13 protein-coding genes and 1 pseudogene are annotated in these 15,661 nt (G+C 64.1%); 7 read left to right on the top strand and 7 right to left on the bottom strand.

What is annotated here, in order from left to right; all coding sequences use genetic code 11:
* Nucleotides 1–427, top strand: a 427-nt coding sequence (locus AOQ71_RS48485) for a sensor histidine kinase (RefSeq protein ID WP_245317110.1), incomplete at its 5' end; no start/stop codon positions are given.
* On the opposite strand, the gene AOQ71_RS46390 is transcribed toward AOQ71_RS48485, so the two are convergent.
* Entirely contained in the window at nt 424–564 is a 141-nt protein-coding gene (locus AOQ71_RS46390; protein ID WP_167353997.1) for a hypothetical protein, read from the bottom strand. The genes AOQ71_RS48485 and AOQ71_RS46390 overlap by 4 nt on opposite strands.
* A gap of 539 nt (nt 565–1,103) precedes the next feature.
* On the opposite strand from AOQ71_RS46390, the gene AOQ71_RS25295 reads away from it, so the two are divergent.
* Entirely contained in the window at nt 1,104–2,678 is a 1,575-nt protein-coding gene (locus tag AOQ71_RS25295; RefSeq protein ID WP_162268407.1) for a S53 family peptidase, read from the top strand.
* A 141-nt stretch (nt 2,679–2,819) separates the two neighbouring features.
* On the opposite strand, the gene AOQ71_RS25300 is transcribed toward AOQ71_RS25295, so the two are convergent.
* From AOQ71_RS25300 to AOQ71_RS25320, 5 genes are all read right to left on the bottom strand, one after another.
* On the bottom strand, nt 2,820–4,847 hold the full coding sequence (locus AOQ71_RS25300) for an alpha-glucosidase (RefSeq protein ID WP_283809614.1): 2,028 nt from the start codon (nt 4,845–4,847) through the stop codon (nt 2,820–2,822).
* Complete coding sequence (locus AOQ71_RS25305) at nt 4,844–5,698, bottom strand: carbohydrate ABC transporter permease (RefSeq protein ID WP_057752645.1); 855 nt, start codon at nt 5,696–5,698, stop codon at nt 4,844–4,846. The genes AOQ71_RS25300 and AOQ71_RS25305 overlap by 4 nt, the downstream gene beginning before the upstream one ends.
* A complete protein-coding gene (locus AOQ71_RS25310; RefSeq protein ID WP_083514486.1) occupies nt 5,695–6,642 on the bottom strand; it encodes a carbohydrate ABC transporter permease in 948 nt (315 codons plus the stop codon). The genes AOQ71_RS25305 and AOQ71_RS25310 overlap by 4 nt, the downstream gene beginning before the upstream one ends.
* Before the next feature lie 29 nt (nt 6,643–6,671).
* Nucleotides 6,672–7,913 carry an ABC transporter substrate-binding protein gene (locus tag AOQ71_RS25315; RefSeq protein WP_057752648.1) on the bottom strand — a complete coding sequence of 414 codons (1,242 nt, stop codon included), beginning with the start codon at nt 7,911–7,913 and terminating at the stop codon, nt 6,672–6,674.
* Nucleotides 7,914–7,982: 69 nt separating this feature from the next.
* Complete coding sequence (locus AOQ71_RS25320) at nt 7,983–9,056, bottom strand: ABC transporter ATP-binding protein (RefSeq protein WP_057752651.1); 1,074 nt, start codon at nt 9,054–9,056, stop codon at nt 7,983–7,985.
* 287 nt (nt 9,057–9,343) lie between these two features.
* Here AOQ71_RS25320 and AOQ71_RS25325 point away from each other — a divergent pair, with 287 nt between their 5' ends.
* The 4 genes from AOQ71_RS25325 to AOQ71_RS25340 all read left to right on the top strand — a co-directional run bounded on the left by AOQ71_RS25325 (nt 9,344) and on the right by AOQ71_RS25340 (nt 13,545).
* The gene (locus AOQ71_RS25325; protein WP_245317112.1) at nt 9,344–10,330 is read left to right on the top strand and encodes a LacI family DNA-binding transcriptional regulator; all 987 of its coding nucleotides are present in this window, start codon (nt 9,344–9,346) and stop codon (nt 10,328–10,330) included.
* Nucleotides 10,331–10,421: 91 nt separating this feature from the next.
* Entirely contained in the window at nt 10,422–10,931 is a 510-nt protein-coding gene (locus AOQ71_RS25330; RefSeq protein WP_245317114.1) for a hypothetical protein, read from the top strand.
* Nucleotides 10,932–11,049: 118 nt separating this feature from the next.
* A complete protein-coding gene (locus tag AOQ71_RS25335) occupies nt 11,050–11,982 on the top strand; it encodes an alpha/beta hydrolase (protein ID WP_057752911.1) in 933 nt (310 codons plus the stop codon).
* A 327-nt stretch (nt 11,983–12,309) separates the two neighbouring features.
* Nucleotides 12,310–13,545, top strand: a complete 1,236-nt coding sequence (locus AOQ71_RS25340; RefSeq protein WP_057752912.1) for an ABC transporter substrate-binding protein — start codon at nt 12,310–12,312, stop codon at nt 13,543–13,545.
* A 2-nt stretch (nt 13,546–13,547) separates the two neighbouring features.
* Here AOQ71_RS25340 and AOQ71_RS25345 read toward each other — a convergent pair whose 3' ends face one another.
* Nucleotides 13,548–15,110, bottom strand: a complete 1,563-nt coding sequence (locus tag AOQ71_RS25345) for an adenylate/guanylate cyclase domain-containing protein (RefSeq protein WP_057752657.1) — start codon at nt 15,108–15,110, stop codon at nt 13,548–13,550.
* A 193-nt stretch (nt 15,111–15,303) separates the two neighbouring features.
* On the opposite strand from AOQ71_RS25345, the pseudogene AOQ71_RS48490 reads away from it, so the two are divergent.
* A pseudogene (locus tag AOQ71_RS48490) lies at nt 15,304–15,661 on the top strand (enolase C-terminal domain-like protein); the annotation flags it as partial.

The raw sequence follows: 15,661 nt of genomic DNA on the forward strand, positions 1-15,661 counted from the left end.
CCTGCCGCAGAACGAGCGCACCGAGCTTGCGCCCGTCATCGCCGACCTCAGGAGCCGGTTTCCGGAAAGCGTCATCAAGGCCAGCGGCAGCCTCGACCGGACGATCGGCATGTCCGGCGAGAAGGCGCTGATCGTGCTGTCGCACCTCGCCGACAACGCGGTGCGGCACAAGGCAGGGACGATCAGGCTGGAGGTTGTGGACGAGCGGACGACGCTCAAGCTGACAGTCAGTAATGACGGTGAGCCGATCTCGGCGCCAAACCGCGACAGGATCTTTGACGCGTTCTTCACGACCCGCCGCGATCAGGGCGGGACCGGCATGGGCCTTGCGATTGCGCGCGCGGTGATGGCGAGCCACGGCGGCTCGATCAGGCTCAAGCCGGCCGACGACGGCGTCGCCTTCGAGCTTCAATTCCCTGTTGCCTAGATCGCAAACACCCAGGCGGCGACGATGGTGCCGATGGTGACCAGACCTGCGATGGTCCAGCCAGCGGCGTATTCCAGCTCAGGATGACCAGTCGCCCGCATGATCTCTGCCGGATCGGCGGTATGCTTATCTGCCATGACAGCCTCGCACGTGTTTTCCCGTGTCATGGATAAGTCGCACCAGCCGCGATTAGGTTCCATCACGGACGCGCGAGTGGCAAAAAAGTCGAAAACAACCCCCTGCACAGTAGAACGAACTCGCGCGCTCCATCCGCCGGCGTGCATCACGCGCCCGCCCACGCGCGACGATTGCGATGAGCCAACTACGTCAGATCGATTGGCTCATTGCCGAGGCGTGCCTTCCGACAGGCTGACGTGATTGTGAGACGCGCACCGCACGATCGGCTTTGCCGCATCGGCATCCCGCTGCTAGGATGCAACGCGTCGTTTTACTATTTTAGGTTTGATCTGTTTCCGTGCCGGCTTTTTCGGCCTGATCACCGCGATCCATTTTCGAACACCTGAACACTTTCGAACCGACAGGACCCGCGTCCGCAATCCCAGTTTTCCAGCGCGCCACCCCCGTACAAGGAGGAAATACTATGTCCCCTAGTGCAACAGCCCACATGGTCCAGCTTCCCAACTCTGTCCATCAACTGCCGACAGGCTCGAAAGCGATGCGCCGAACCAACGGCCAGCGCTGGATCGAGCTGACGGTCGGCGTGAAGCGATCCGTCGATCTGCCTGATCTGTCCGATCTCGACAAGAAGCTCCCCAAGGATCGCAAGTACATGACGCGCGACCAGCTCGCGAGCGGTTACGGCTCCGATCCCAAGGCCATCAAGACGATCGAGGATTTCGCCAGGGCGCACAAGCTGGTCGTCACCCGCAACGAACCCGCCGCAGCGCGGCTCGGCATCGCCGGGACGGTCGACGACGTCAGCAGCGCCTTCGGCGTCACGCTGTTCGACTACTCCCATCCGCATCTCGGCGACTTCCACGCCCGCACCGGTCCGGTGCACGTCCCGGCCGAGGTCGGCGATGCCATCACCGGCGTGTTCGGCCTGAACAACCACCGTGTGCTCCGCCGTTCGCGCCATTCGGCGACCAGCGCCAAGCCGGATTTCGCCAGCGCGGTGCGGCACTGGTTCATTCCGACCGAGCTCGCGGGCATCTACAATTTCCCCAACATCGACGCGAGCAGGCAATGCATCGGCCTGCTCGAGTTCGGCGGCGGCGTGGAGACGCCCGACGTCGCGGCTTATTTCAGCAAGATCGGCGTTCCCGCGCCGGAGGTTGCCGTCATCGCGGTCGACGGCGTCTCGACCGATCCTTCCGGCGATCCGGACTCGACCGGTGAGGTGATGCTGGACGTCGACGTCGCCGGCGCGCTCGGCGGCGGCGCCAAGATCGCCACCTATTTCTCGACCTTCGACGAGAAGGGCCTGGTCGATTGTCTCGCCAAGGTCGTCAGCGATTCCGACAACGATCCCTCGGTCGTCTCGATCAGCTGGGGCTGGGACGAGAACCAGGCCTTCAACAATGCCGGCGTGATCTGGTCACCTGCTGCCATCGATCATTGCAACCACAGCTTGCTCGCGGCGGCCCATCTCGGCATCACGTTCTGCGTCTCCACCGGCGACGACGGCTCGGAAGCGCAGATGCAGGACGGCCGGGCCCATGTGAACTTCCCCGCGAGCAGTCCTTATGTGCTGGCCGTGGGCGGCACGACCTTGCACGCGCGCAAGAACGCGAAGAAGCAGGTGCAGGTCGCCGAGACCGTCTGGAACGACGGCCCCCGCAGCGGCACCGGCGGCGGTGTCAGCGACATCACGCCGGTTCCGAGCTGGCAGCAGGGCATCGTGCCGAAGTCGATCAATCCCGGGCACTTTGCCGGACGCGCGATTCCCGATGTCGCGGCCAATGCCGATCCGGCCACCGGTTATCTGACGATGTCGGGCGGCAAGCTCGGCGTTGTCGGCGGCACCAGTGCCTCCGCGCCGCTCTGGGCCGGCCTGATCGCCCGGATCAACGCCGCGCTCGGCGCGCGGTCCGGCAATTTCAATGCCCTGCTCTATTCCAAGTTCGGCCCCGCTGGCGTGCTGCGCGACATCACCGTCGGCAACAACGACACCGACGGCCTGCTCGGCGGCCAATACCAGGCGGGCCCGGGATGGGACGCCTGCACCGGCTGGGGCGTGCCCGACGGTGGCAAGCTGCTCAATGCCCTGCAGGGCGGCCCGAGCAGCTAGACGAGCGGGATTTGGCGCAGGCAGGCGAGCTGCCTGCCTGCGCCAAACATGGCCGCGTCCGCCCGGCACGGCCGGTTTCGTGTGTCGCGCAGGACCAAGAGTGAGACTCGAAAGTCCGGACCCTCGGTGACCTCCTATCCCCTAGCAGCGGCCCAATTCCCGCAATCCCGCGAAGAGCGCCTTGAACTCGCTGTCGATCCGATAGAACGCCGGCGGTTGCCCCAACGGCGCGGCCACCGATATCTCGTGTCCGCCTTCAAACGACTGGCCGGTCCAGACATGAATCCAGTCGGTCCCTGTCGGAAGGTACAGGCTCCGCTGATCCTGGCCCGCTTGCCAGACGGGTGCGACAAGCAGATCACGGCCATAGAGATAGCAATCCTGAATGGAATAGGTTCGCCGGTCGTCTTCGTGATGGAGAAACAGCGGACGCTGCACCGGAAGGCCACGGCGCGCAGCCTCCAGCGACAACGTCCGCAGATAAGGCGAGAGGTGAACGTAGATTGCAGTCATCGCAGCGAAATGCGCGAGAACCGCCGGATCGCCGTCGAGCTGAAGATTATCACGGGGCCTGTTGCCTTCGTGGCTCCGCATCACAGGCGTGAAGGCCGCCATCTCGCTCCAACGCATCAGCAGCTCGGGCGTGCGCACATTGCCGAAAAGGCTTGTATAGCCGCCGATGTCGGAGTGGTGATACGCATTGCCGAGCAATCCTGACGACAGGGCGGCGCAGATCACCGTGACCAGCCCGTCATGCCTGGAAAAATCGACCGATTGATCCCCGGCCCAGAGCCACGGGCAGAACTTCTGCGCGCCCGTGAAGCCGGACCGCATGAAGAACACGGCCTCGCCGGTGCGGCCGCGGCTCGCCACCGCCTTCGCGTTCACTTCGGCCCACAGCATCGGCCAGAGGTTGTGCGCCAGCCTTGCATCGATACCGCTGGCGAGACGCACGTCGACCGGCAGATACTCGCCGAAATCTGCCATCCAGCCGGACAGCCCATAGTCGAGCATCTGCTTGCCAATGACTTTCTCGGAGAACCATGCCGCGGCGTCCTGGTTGGTGAAGTCGACGGTGCCGCAGTGGAATTCACCGAAATCGATCAGGGCCGTTTGTCCGAAGGCATCCTTGACGAAATAGCCGGCATTCTCGGCCTCCGCGAACAGGACGCCGTCGTTGCAGAGATAGGGATTCACATAACCGAGAAAGCGGATGCCCTGATCGTTCAATTCGGCGATGCGCTGTCGCAGGCCAGGATAACGCGACTCGTTGGCCTTCCAGTCCCAGAACAGCCGCGCGCCAAAGGTGGTCTGCCTGATCCCGGCCCAGTCCTCGCACCAGAGACCGGACACGTTGACGCCCGCCGCGCGCATGGCCGCGAGGCGAGCGAACGAGTTCGCGCCGTCCTTCAGGCCGATGATCGCGCCATTGTAGATCCACTCCGGAAGCGGTGGTTGGCGACCGAACCGCGCGGACAGCATCTCCACCAGAGCGACAAACGACGGCGCGGCAAACAACTCGATGGCCTCGGGAATGGACCAGGTCTCGATCTCGTGAAACTCGCCCTCCCGAAAATCGAACACGCTATAGGCTGGCGTCTCGACGTGAAGCGCATAGCGCGCGGAGGAGATGTAGGTCGGCTGCGGATAGTTGGTGTGGTAGTAGTCGCCGCCGGCGTGCCCCGCGACATCGGCCTTGAAGGTGATCTCGGTGGTCTTGTCGCGCCCAACGCCCGGCTCGGAACTCCATAACGGAAACCGTCGTCCACGCAGATCAAAATAGGAGAATTGCTCGCCGCCACCCCAGACATGCTCGTCGCGGTCGGCCACAACGCGCAGCCAGAACCTGTTCACGGCGGGATCGAGCGAGCGCAGCTTCAGCGCATTGCCCTCGAGCGTCGCCGCGAGGCGAGGAGGCTGCCCGGCGGCAGAGGACAACATGATCGTGACGCCATCGATTTCGGCATGCGCGAGCGGGCAGCGTTCGACAAGGCGATCCTCGATTTCGAAGCGGCCGCGATGCATTTCGATGCTGTCATTGCCGCGGCCGATGAAGAAACATGGCGCCGCCGCGCTGTGCGCGAGTATCCGGCGACCCGAAACGGACAGCACAAAGCCGGACGAGGTCGTGTCAAGTTTCAAGTCCATTCCTTCCCGCCTTTCCGTCAGCCCTTGACGCCGCCTGCGGTCAACCCCGAGACGACGCGCTCCTGGAAAATCACGATCAGGATCGCGATGGGCACGATGCCGACGACGAGCGCGGCCGAGATCACCGGCCAGGGAAACGCAAACTCGCCCTGATAGAGCTGGATGCCGACCGGCAGGGTCCGCAGTCCCGGATTGGAGTTGAACGACAGGGCCAGCAGGAATTCGTCCCAGGAATTGACGAAGGCAAGGATGCCGGCGGTGAAGACACCGGGCGCCGACAGCGGCACCACCACCCTGAACAGGGCGCCGAACCGCGTGCAGCCGTCGATCATGGCCGCATTCTCCAGATCGCGCGGAATACCTTCGAAGAAGGAGGTCAGCACCAGGGTGCAGACGGGCAGGCTCAGCACGGTGTAAGGCAGGATCAATGCCGTCCTAGAATTGAGGAGATTGAGAGCGCGCATGGTCTCGAACAGCGGGACCAGCAGCGTCACCAGCGGAAAGGTGGAGACTGCGATGATGACGGACATGATCAGCCCCCTGAACCGCAAGTTCAGCCGCGCGAGCGCGTAGGCTGCGAGCACGGAGACCAGCAGCGTCAGCGCGGTCGAGAGCAGCGCGACCATGAAGCTGTTGAACAGGAAGGTGAGCAGCGGCTGGTCGGAGAACGCCTGGATGTAATTCCGCAGCGTTGCGGCGTGCGGCAGCCAGGTGATCGGCTTCTGCGTGAGCTCCGCCTCGGTCTTGAACGAGGTCAGCAGGATCCAAAGCGCGGGGAATAGGCCGTTGACGATGAGAATGAGCGCGGCGATGGCCCGCAGCGGCTTGCCTGACAGAGCCGAGTCGAAGGTAGAGGCGGCAGCCGTGCTCATGATGCAGCCCCGCTGCCGCGGATCATGCGCAAGTATAGCGCGGTGACCAGCATCGACAGGCCGAACATCACGACGGCGAGCGCCGATCCGTAGCCGAGGTCGAGGAATGACACCGTGTTTTGATGAATGTACATGGCCAGCGTCGCGGTTTCGGTGCCCGGCCCGCCGCCCGTCATCATGTAGGGAATGTCGAAGGTTTGCAGCGCGGTAATGGTGCGGAAGATCAGCGCGACCACGATCGTGGGCTTGAGCAGCGGCAGCGTGATCTCGAAGAATTGGCGCATACGCCCGGCGCCGTCGACGTCGGCGGCCTCGTAAAGCGAGCGCGGGATGGTCTGCAGCCCTGCGAGAATGATCATCGCCATGAAAGACGAGGCCTTCCAGATGATGGCAAGGCAGATGGCGGCGAAGGCGAGCCGCGGCGAATTGAACCAGATCACGCGGGGCAGGCCAATCCGGCCCAGCACATCGTTGACGACGCCGTACTCGGAATGGAAGAACCAGCCGAAGATCAGCCCGGCGAAGGAGAGCGGCAGCGCCCACGGGATCAGCAGCGAGAGCCGCACCGGCCATTTCACCTGGAACGGCAGATTGGCGAGCAGTGCGAGTGCGAACCCGACCACGAGCGAGCCGGGCACGGTGATCAGCGTGATCAGCACCGTGTTCCAGGTCGCCTGCCAGAACACCGGATCATCGGGCATCTGCCTGAAGTTCGCGAGCCCGGCGAAGCGCGCCGGCAGGCCCGAGGTCAGCGACAGGTCGAGAAAGCTGGTGTAGATCAGCCGGCTCACCGGATAGACGATCATCACGCCGAGCAGGATCGCCGCGGGCGCCAGCAGCATCACGGCAAGCGTGGTGTCATCAGGGTCGGACCAGCGCGACAGCCACGGACGCCGCGCAACCGGGCGATCGGCCTGGCTCTTGAACATCGATGTCGTCGTCATCAGGTCCGATCCGGATTGCTGTACGCGCTTTAGCGGATGATCCGCTTCAGGCGCGCTTCGATCTGGGCGGCGCCGTCCGCCGGCGTGGTCGCGCCGGCAAGCACCGCGTTGACCGTGGTCCTGATCGCTTCACTGACCTCGTTGTAGCGCGGCGTCACCGGCCGCGGCTTTGCCGTCTCGACGATGCCTTGCGCGTCCGCGAACCACGGCACTGCCCTGGTCACGTCGGCGTCCTTGTAAAGCTTGCCGTAGGTCGGCAGCAGGGAGCCGTTGATCGCCACGAATTTGGAAACCTCCGGGCTCGACAGATATTCGACCAGCTTCTTCGCCTCCTCCTGATGCTTGGAAAAGGCGGAAACGCCCCACTCCCAGCCGCCGAGGCAGGTCGCCTGTTCGCCGCCCTTGATGGCCGGAAGCCGTGCGACGCCAACCTTGCCCGCGACCGCGGACTCGGCGCCCTGCGACATTGCCCATGCATAGGCCCAGTTCACCGCGAACAGGACGTTGCCGGCCTGGAATTCCTTGCGCGTGTCGTCGGTCGCGACCTCGGCAATGTTCTTCTTGGCAACGCCGCTGTCGGCAAAACCCTTCCAGAGCGCGAGCGATTTGGTCGCCGCCTCGCGATCGAAATCGAGCTTGCCGTCCTTGGTCACCACCTTGCCCTGGCTCCAGTACGGCACCAGGAAGGTGCAGACAGCACCTTCGATCGCCTTGCCCTGGAACGACAGACCCTGCAGGTTCGGATTGTTCTCGCCGTCCGCGACCTTCTTGGCGGCGTCCGCGAGTTCGTCCCAGGTTTTTGGCGGCTGAAGCCCGTATTTGTCCAAGAGGTCCTTGCGGTAATACAGGAACATGGAATCGGCGAAGGCGGGGAGCGCCACCACCTTGCCATCGATCGTGTTCGCCTCGGCATAGGCGCGCAGATAGGAAGACATGTCGCTTGCGATCGGGCTGGTCCAGCCCGCCGCTGCAAACTGCGCCGGGCGGATCACGTCGAGCATCAACACATCGAGCGAGGAATCCTTCGCTGTGAGCACCGTGTTGAGATATTGCGCCTGCATGTCCGAGGTCGTGCCGCCCAGCTCGATGCTGACCTTGATGCCGGGATTGCGCGCTTCGTATTGATCGAGCAACGTGCGCCAGATGGCGGGCTGTCCTTGGCTGGTGACGAAGACCTTCAGATTGGTCTCGGCGGATGCGCCTGACGCGAATGCGGCCGTTGCACAGGCGAGAAGCAATCCCGCCAGCTTTGAAATGCGTCCTGAACTCATGCCGTCCTCCCGGAAAATATCGCCGCTTCTTGCGGCTTGACTGGCTTCTGTTGGTCTCGCTGCGCGCTTTTACTGCAAGGCGCGCTCCGTCTCCGGATCGAACAGGTGAATCTTCGCCGGGTCCAGCCCCAGCTTGATCGCTTCGCCGGCCTTCGGGCGCAACTCGGGCGGCAGCCGCGCGGTCAACGTCGCGCCACCCACTGAAAAATGCACCAGCGTATCGGAGCCGAGCGGCTCGACGACCTGAACCTGGCTGTTCAAGCCGACATCGGACCCGCGGGGTGTGAAATGCTCGGGCCGGATGCCGACGATGAATTCACGCCCGTCGGCCGCCGAGAGTTTTGTGCCGAGAAGGCTCGCAAGCGGCAGGCGGTTGCCGTCGGCGAAATCGAGATAGCCCTGGGCGGCCCTCGCCTTGGCAAAATTCATCGAGGGAGCGCCGACGAACCCACCAACGAAAACGCTGGCCGGGTGATTGTACACTTGCTCCGGCGTGCCGATCTGCTCGATATCCCCACCGCGCAGGATGACGATGCGATCGGCCAGGGTCATCGCCTCGACCTGGTCATGGGTGACATAGACGATGGTGGTGCCGATCGTCTGGTGCAGACGCTTGATCTCCGTGCGCACCTGACCGCGCAGTTTTGCGTCGAGATTGGAGAGCGGCTCGTCGAACAGGAAGACCTGCGGCCGCCGGACAATGGCGCGGCCCATCGCAACGCGCTGACGCTGACCGCCGGAGAGCTGTCCCGGCCGCCGGTCGAGCAGGTGGGTGATGCCGAGCATCTCCGCCGCGTCCTTGATCTTGGCGTCCGCGTCGGCTGCGTTCGCGCCCCGCACCTTCAGGCTGAAGCCCATGTTCTCGCGCACCGTCTTGTGCGGGTAGAGCGCGTAGTCCTGGAAAACCATGGCGATGTCGCGCTGGCGCGGCGGCAGATCGCTGACGATGCGATCGCCGATCCGGATCTCGCCGCCACTGATGCGTTCGAGGCCGGCGATCATGCGCAACGTGGTCGACTTGCCGCAGCCGGACGGGCCGACGAGCACGACGAACTCGCCGTCCAGGATCTCGAGGTCGATCGCCTTGACGACGCGAAACGCGCCGTAGCTCTTCTCAAGCTTGCGCAGGCTGACCGAAGCCATGAGCCCTTATCTCCCGTCCCGACGGTTCTTGCAGCCGCGGTGATGAATAATAGCGCTGCGATATATCAAAATCAATGACAGAGCCGCGGCGGCTGATCCCGTGAATTGAGAGACCCGATCGCCCTCTCATCCCTTTGATTAGAATATTGATATCGCTTAATGCGCGGAACGCGGTTGTATCTCTCCGACGCATTGGTTACATAATAGCGCTATTATCTCGAGCCGCTATGACCATGGTCGCATCAAAGCCCATACGCACCCGGCGCAAGATGCAACGAGTCACGATCATGGATGTGGCGGCGCGCGCCGAGCTGTCGCCCTCCACCGTGTCGCTTTATTTCAGAAAGCCGGATGCGGTCTCGGCGGCGGCGAGCGAAGCGATCGCACGCGCCATCGACGCGCTCGATTACGTGCCGAACCTGATGGCCGGTGGCTTGGCGGCTGCCTCATCGCGCGTCGTGAGCATCATCGTGCCATCCGTCCGCAATGCGTTCTTCGCCGAGACCGTCGCAGCCTTGCAGGACGAGCTCGGCAAGCAGCGATTGCAGGTGATGCTCAGCCACACCGAGTACAAGGAGCACGACGAGGAGAATCTGGTCCGCACGGCGCTGTCGTGGGCCCCCGCTGCTGTCGTCTTGACCGGCCTCTCTCACAGCGCAGCAACGCGCAGGCTGCTCCACGACAGCAAGGTGCCTGTTGTCGAGATCTGGGAGCTTGGTTCCCCGACCATGGACATGGCGGTCGGCTTCCACCACGACCAGGTCGGTCATGCCGCTGCGTCGCATCTTCTTCAGCGCGGGCGCAAGCGATTACTGTTTGTCGGCGCCCGCCTGCATGAGGATCGCCGCGCGGCCCGGCGCGCCCAAGGCTTCGTCGAGGCGGCACGCAACACGCCAGGCGCCAGCGCGGAGATCATCCAGAACCCTGCACCGGCAAGCGCCGAGGTCGGCGCCATGCTGCTGGGCGAGGCCAGGCTCCGCTTTCCGACCGTCGACGGGATCGCCTGCTCCAACGACCATATCGCGCTCGGCGTGATCTTCGAATGCCAGAGGCTTGGCATCGCCATCCCGGAGCGCCTGTCGGTGGTCGGCTTCGGCGATCTGAGCTTCAGCGCGGCCGCAAATCCGTCGTTGACGACGATCCGCCCGCCTGGCGACCTGATCGGGAAGGAAGCCGCCCGGCTGATCATCGCGCGGATCCTGCATCCCGACGCCGAGCCGCAACAGGCCGTCATCGATACACGCTTCACCCTGCTTCATCGGCAAAGTAGCTGATGACCGGGACCATTGCCCTCCCCCGGATGGGAAATCTGTCATAGGCTGCGCGCCTCCGGCAGCAAAGCCGCGACGGAAGAGGAGATCGCCAATGAAGATCACGATGCCGGTCTATGCCGTCCTTGTCCTTGGCGCCGCCCAAATCGCCGTCGCCAACGCCGCCGTCGCCAAGGACGCCGGCGCTTCGCCCTCCAAGATCTCCGGCTCCACGGCGCTGGCCCTCGCCGGCGTGATCGCGCCGCTGTCGCCGACGCTGTCAGGCGCCGAGAAGAAGGCAGTGGCGATGCTGTTCGCCGCCAATGCCGACATTCCCTACAAGAAGCCCGTTGTCGTGACCGCGGACAAGATCGTCTGCCGCACCGGCAATGTCGACATCACGTTGCGCAATTGCGAGGTGACCTTCGGCAAGAAGGCCAGGACCGTGAACGGTCCCACCGCCAACGAGATCTTCGCGACCGAGGCGCTGGCCGGCATTCCGCCCGATGGCGCGGCGGGATCGAATTTCGAGAGCTTGAGCAAGCTGAGCTGCACCATCGATCCCAACGCCATCAGGCAGAAGGACGGCAGCGGGGCGGATTGCACGTTCCAGCCGGGGAATTGAACCCGGGGGCGAAGGTGCCGTGAAATCGCCGCAAGAAAGACCAACAAGATAAGGCGAATTGAAAAGACAGGCTAAAGCGACCCACCAATATGGGGCGTGGAAGGCCGGCCCCCTGATGATGAAGAATTGTCTCGCATTTTTGCTCCTCCTGACCGTGACCGCGGCCTCCGCACATGGTCCGCTCCCGGCGCGACCGGCCGCACCATCCGATCTGGTTCGGACCGGCCTCACCGATAGCGACACCACCGCCGGCGGCGTCGCGCGGCTGTGCGAGCAGGTCACCTTCTCGCGCGGCCTGCGCTATGGCGGCAGCGAGGCCAACGTGCTCGACGTCGCGACCAGCGAGACCACCAAGGCGGACACGCCGCGCCCCGTGCTGCTGATCGTCGCCGGTGACACCTTCACCGGCGATCGCGGCGCGCCGGAGCTGTCCCGCGACATGCAGGACGCCGCGATGTGCTTTGCGGCGCGCAACGGCATGATCGGGGTGCGCGTCAACTACCGCCTCGCGCCCGCCGCCACCTGGCCGATGGGCGCGAGCGACGTGGCGGCGGCGCTGTCCTGGGTCCACGGCAATATCGACCTGTTCAACGGCGATGCCCGCGAGATCGTCGCGGTCGGCTACGGCGCCGGCGCCTTCCATGTCGCGAGCCTGCTGGCGCATCCCGAGCTCCAGGCCGACCGCGCCGATGTCGCTGCCGTGGTGCTGGTCTCGGGCCTCTATCGCGCCGGCAAGGATGCCAGTGACAGCGAGAAGGCCTATTTCGGCAATGACGCCGCTCAATATGACAAGCGCTCGGTCTATCCCGGCGTCCTCAATGTCGACGAGCCGATCCTGCTGGCCTGGGCCGCCAACGATCCCGCCGATATCGTGGCGCAGGGCGAGACCCTGAAGAAGACGCTCTGCGGCGCCGGCCATTGCCCACGTGCGACCCTGCTGCGTAGCCACGATGGCATCGCGGCGGCGTTCGGGCTGGATGGTTCCGGTGACAGTCTCGCCGAGCCGACCCTGCTGCTGGTGCATCAGCTGGAGGCAAGGGGCCTGCCGTAGCCGGACGATCAGTCTATCACCGTCATCCCCGCGCAACGGCGAAGCCGTTGTCGCTGGAGGTGGCTTCTTCAGCGGCCCCTCGAACGGCGACGGCCCAGTTCTCTCCGCTCGATTGCAGCGGGGCTGTTCATCCTTCGAGGCTCCGCCCGCGATGCCCTGCATCGCGGGCTTCGCACCTCAGGATGACGGATCGCGAACAGCCCGTCAGCACGCCTGCCGCTTTCATCGCGCTCCCAGCCACACGATTGCCAAACGCTTGAGATAGATCAACGCACCCGGATGCAGGGTGAGCCGAGTTCGTCGGGGGCCAACGACAAGGTGTCGAGCATGCGCGTCACCGGCAGACTGCTGTTCGTTTTGATCGCGGCGCTCGCCTCGCTCGGGGCCATGTCGCAAGAGCGTTCGGATCAACCCAATTCCGACCCCGGCTCCGACAAGGAAATCCGCATCGGCAACATCGTGCCCTATTCGGGGCCGCTCTCGGAATTCGGCGCGATCGGCAAGGCGGAAGCGGCCTATTTCGGCATGATCAACGATCGCGGCGGCATCAACGGCCGCAAGGTCCGCTTCATCAGCCGCGACGACAATTCCGATCCCGCCACTGCGCTGCAGCTGACGCGCGATCTCGTCGAGAAAGACGACGTGCATCTGATGTTCGGCTCGTTCGGCACGCCGGGCAATCTCGCCACGCGCTGGTACCTGAACGAGAAGAAGATCCCGCAACTGTTCGTCGCCTCCGGCGACGAGGAGCTGAGCCAGGCCAGGGCGTTTCCCTGGACCATGGGCTGGCAGCCGCCGTTCCGCTCGGAGGGGCGCATCTACGCCAACTACATCCAGGCCTATTATCCCCGGAAGAAGATCGTCGTTCTCTGGCAGAACGACCAGTTCGGCCGCATGCTCTACAAGGGCATCCAGGAAGGTCTCGGCGATCTGAACCGACACGTCCTGGTCGACGTCGCCTTCGACATCAATGACGAGCATCTCGAAGGCCACGTCGCGATCCTCAAGCGCGCGGACGCCGACATCTTCGTGTTTCTCGGCGTGCCGTCGACGGCGGCCAAGGTGATCGGGCTCGCCGCGTCGCTGAAATGGCACCCTGTCTTCATCGTCAACGATGCCTCCGCCTCGATCGCCAACGCGATGGCGCCGGCGGGGCTGGAGAATTCGGCCGGCGTGATCTCGGCGGCGTTCCTGAAGGATCCCAGCGATCCCGCCTGGAAGGACGATCCGGCCATGAAGGACTGGTTCGCCTTCATGGACAGGTACCACAAGGACGAAAGCACCAACAACAGCGCCGCGCTCTATGGCTACGCCGCGGCGGAGGCGCTGACCAAGGTGCTGAAGCAATGCGGCGACGACCTCTCGCGCGACAACATCATGCGCCAGGCGGCGTCGCTGCGGGACTACCATCCCTCCGTCGCGCTGCCCAATATCAGGATGAACACGTCGCCGGAGAACTATCTGCCGATCAGGCAGATGCGCCTGGTGCAGTTCGACGGGCGGTCGTGGCAGCCGTTCGGGGCGGTGATCGAGACGGCGTTTACGGAAGGCGCGGCGCGGTGAGGTCACGCCGGCTTCAGCGACGCCAGCGCGCTTTCCAGCAGCGAGCGCACGCGTGCGGCATCGCCTGATTTCACCACGGCCGGGTCGAGGTACAGCTCCAGCCCCGGCGCGCGTTCGGTGATGACGCCGCTCTTCTCAGCTGCCGCATCGCCCAGCGCATCGACCGCATAGGGAATGACCTCGCGGCTGATGCCCTTCATCGTGATCGCGGGCAGCGCATGGGCACGAACGATGTCGCTGACCAGCGCGAAGGTCTCGTAGCTCAGCACGATGCCGCCGGGCTCGGCAATTGACTGCAGGCGGGCGGCGAGGTTCGCCTCGGCACCGATGATGGTGTAGTCCATGCGATCGCTGCTGCCGAAATTGCCGACATTGCAATAGCCGGAATTGATGCCCATGCGCGAGCGGAACGGCTGCTCGATGCCGGCGGCGCGCCATTTCGCATTGAGCTCGGTGAGGCGCTGCTGCATGCGCCAGGCCATCTGCAGGCAGGCCTGCGCGTCAGCGCGGTCGCCCTTGGTCTCGGGATCGCCGAAGAAGATCAGCATGGCGTCGCCGATGAACTTGTCGACGGTGCCGCCATGCTCATGCGCAATCGCCGACATCTCGGTGAAATATTCGTTGAGCAGCTGGGTCAGCAATTCCGGTTGCAGCCGCTCGGTGGTCGCGGTGAAATTCTGGATGTCGGAGAAGAAGATCGTGAGCTTCTTGCGCTCGGTGTGGATGGTGACGTCCTTCTGGCCGGAGAAGATGCTCTTGTAGACCTGCGGCGGGATGTAGCGCGAGATCTTCATCGACAGCGAGGCGAGGAAGTCGTTGGCGGATTCGAGCTCCCGGTTCATGCCCTTGATGCGGCTGGCCTGTCGGCGCTGGAGCGAGAGAAAGGAAAGCCCGCAGCCGGCCGCGACCAGGAAATAGGCCAGCAGGAACTTGAACGAGAAGATGTTGGCGGCGATCGGCTGGGCGATGATCACCTCCTGGATGCCTCTGACATCGCCGACCTTCCAGTCTTTCTTCGGGCTCTCGGGGTGGCTGTTGTGGCAGCTTACGCAGGCCGGGCCCATGGTGACAGGCGCGATCAAGCGGACCTTGTCGGAGAACAGCGAGGTGTCGGTGTCGAGGATCTTCTGCTCGGGATCGGCGCGCAGGGCGGCGAGCGCATCCTTCTCGAACTTGTCGAGCTGATGCGGGGCGCGGTTCTGGAACGGGAAGTCGGAGACGAACCGGTAAGTGATGTTCTCCTGTTGCGCGCCGATGACGCGGCCAAGCTCCAGCGACAGCGTCGCCGGGATCGGGATCGCGCCGGGGACGGATTCGTAGTTGTGAACGACCTTGGTCGTGCCGTTGGGGTTGGCCAGGATGCGCCCGACCACATTGGAAGCATAATAGCTGCGCACGCTTGTGATGACTGAATTGAGATCTGCGGTCTGCCGGCGGAGCGCGGACTTGTTCAGTTCAGTCAGGTCCAGCCAGACCGCCAGCGGCAGGGCCAGCAGGAGAAAGGCAATCACGGCCCCGATCAGGATGCCGCTCTTGTGCTGCTCTTCGGCGATCGCTTGTTTCACTCTGTGGCTCCGTGATGTGCGTTTTTGCCGCAAGAACGGCATTTGCGGCGCGACATGCCGGCTTGCACAGAGCCAACAAACGCGGCGCGGCGCAACCCCATTTTATGGTGGGTCGCAGCAGGCGCCTTTTCGTTTCATGACGAATGTTTAAGATCAGGATCAACCTGCATTGATAAATCCGGAACCACCGCCCATGACCGAGACAATCCGCATCATCAGCTTCAATGCGCGCCCCGTGATCGTGCCGATGAACTTGCCGCTGCAGACCTCGACCGGCGCGGTTGCCAAGGCGCCGCTGGTGCTGATCGACTGCGAGACCGACCAGGGCGTAACAGGGCATGCCTATCTGTTTGCGATCACCCCGTCGGCCCTGAAGCCGCTGACCGCGATGGTCGCGGAGATTTCGGAGCTGCTCAAGGGCGACCAGCTGCTGCCGTTCGAGATCGAGCGCAAGCTGACCCAGCGTTTCACGCTGCTCGGCCTCGCCGGCCTGCAACGGCTGGCGCAATCCGGCATCGACATGGCGGCATGGGATGCGCTGGCGCGCGTCC

This window comes from Bradyrhizobium manausense (assembly GCF_001440035.1).
In the GTDB taxonomy this organism is placed as follows: Bacteria; Pseudomonadota; Alphaproteobacteria; order Rhizobiales; family Xanthobacteraceae; genus Bradyrhizobium; species Bradyrhizobium manausense.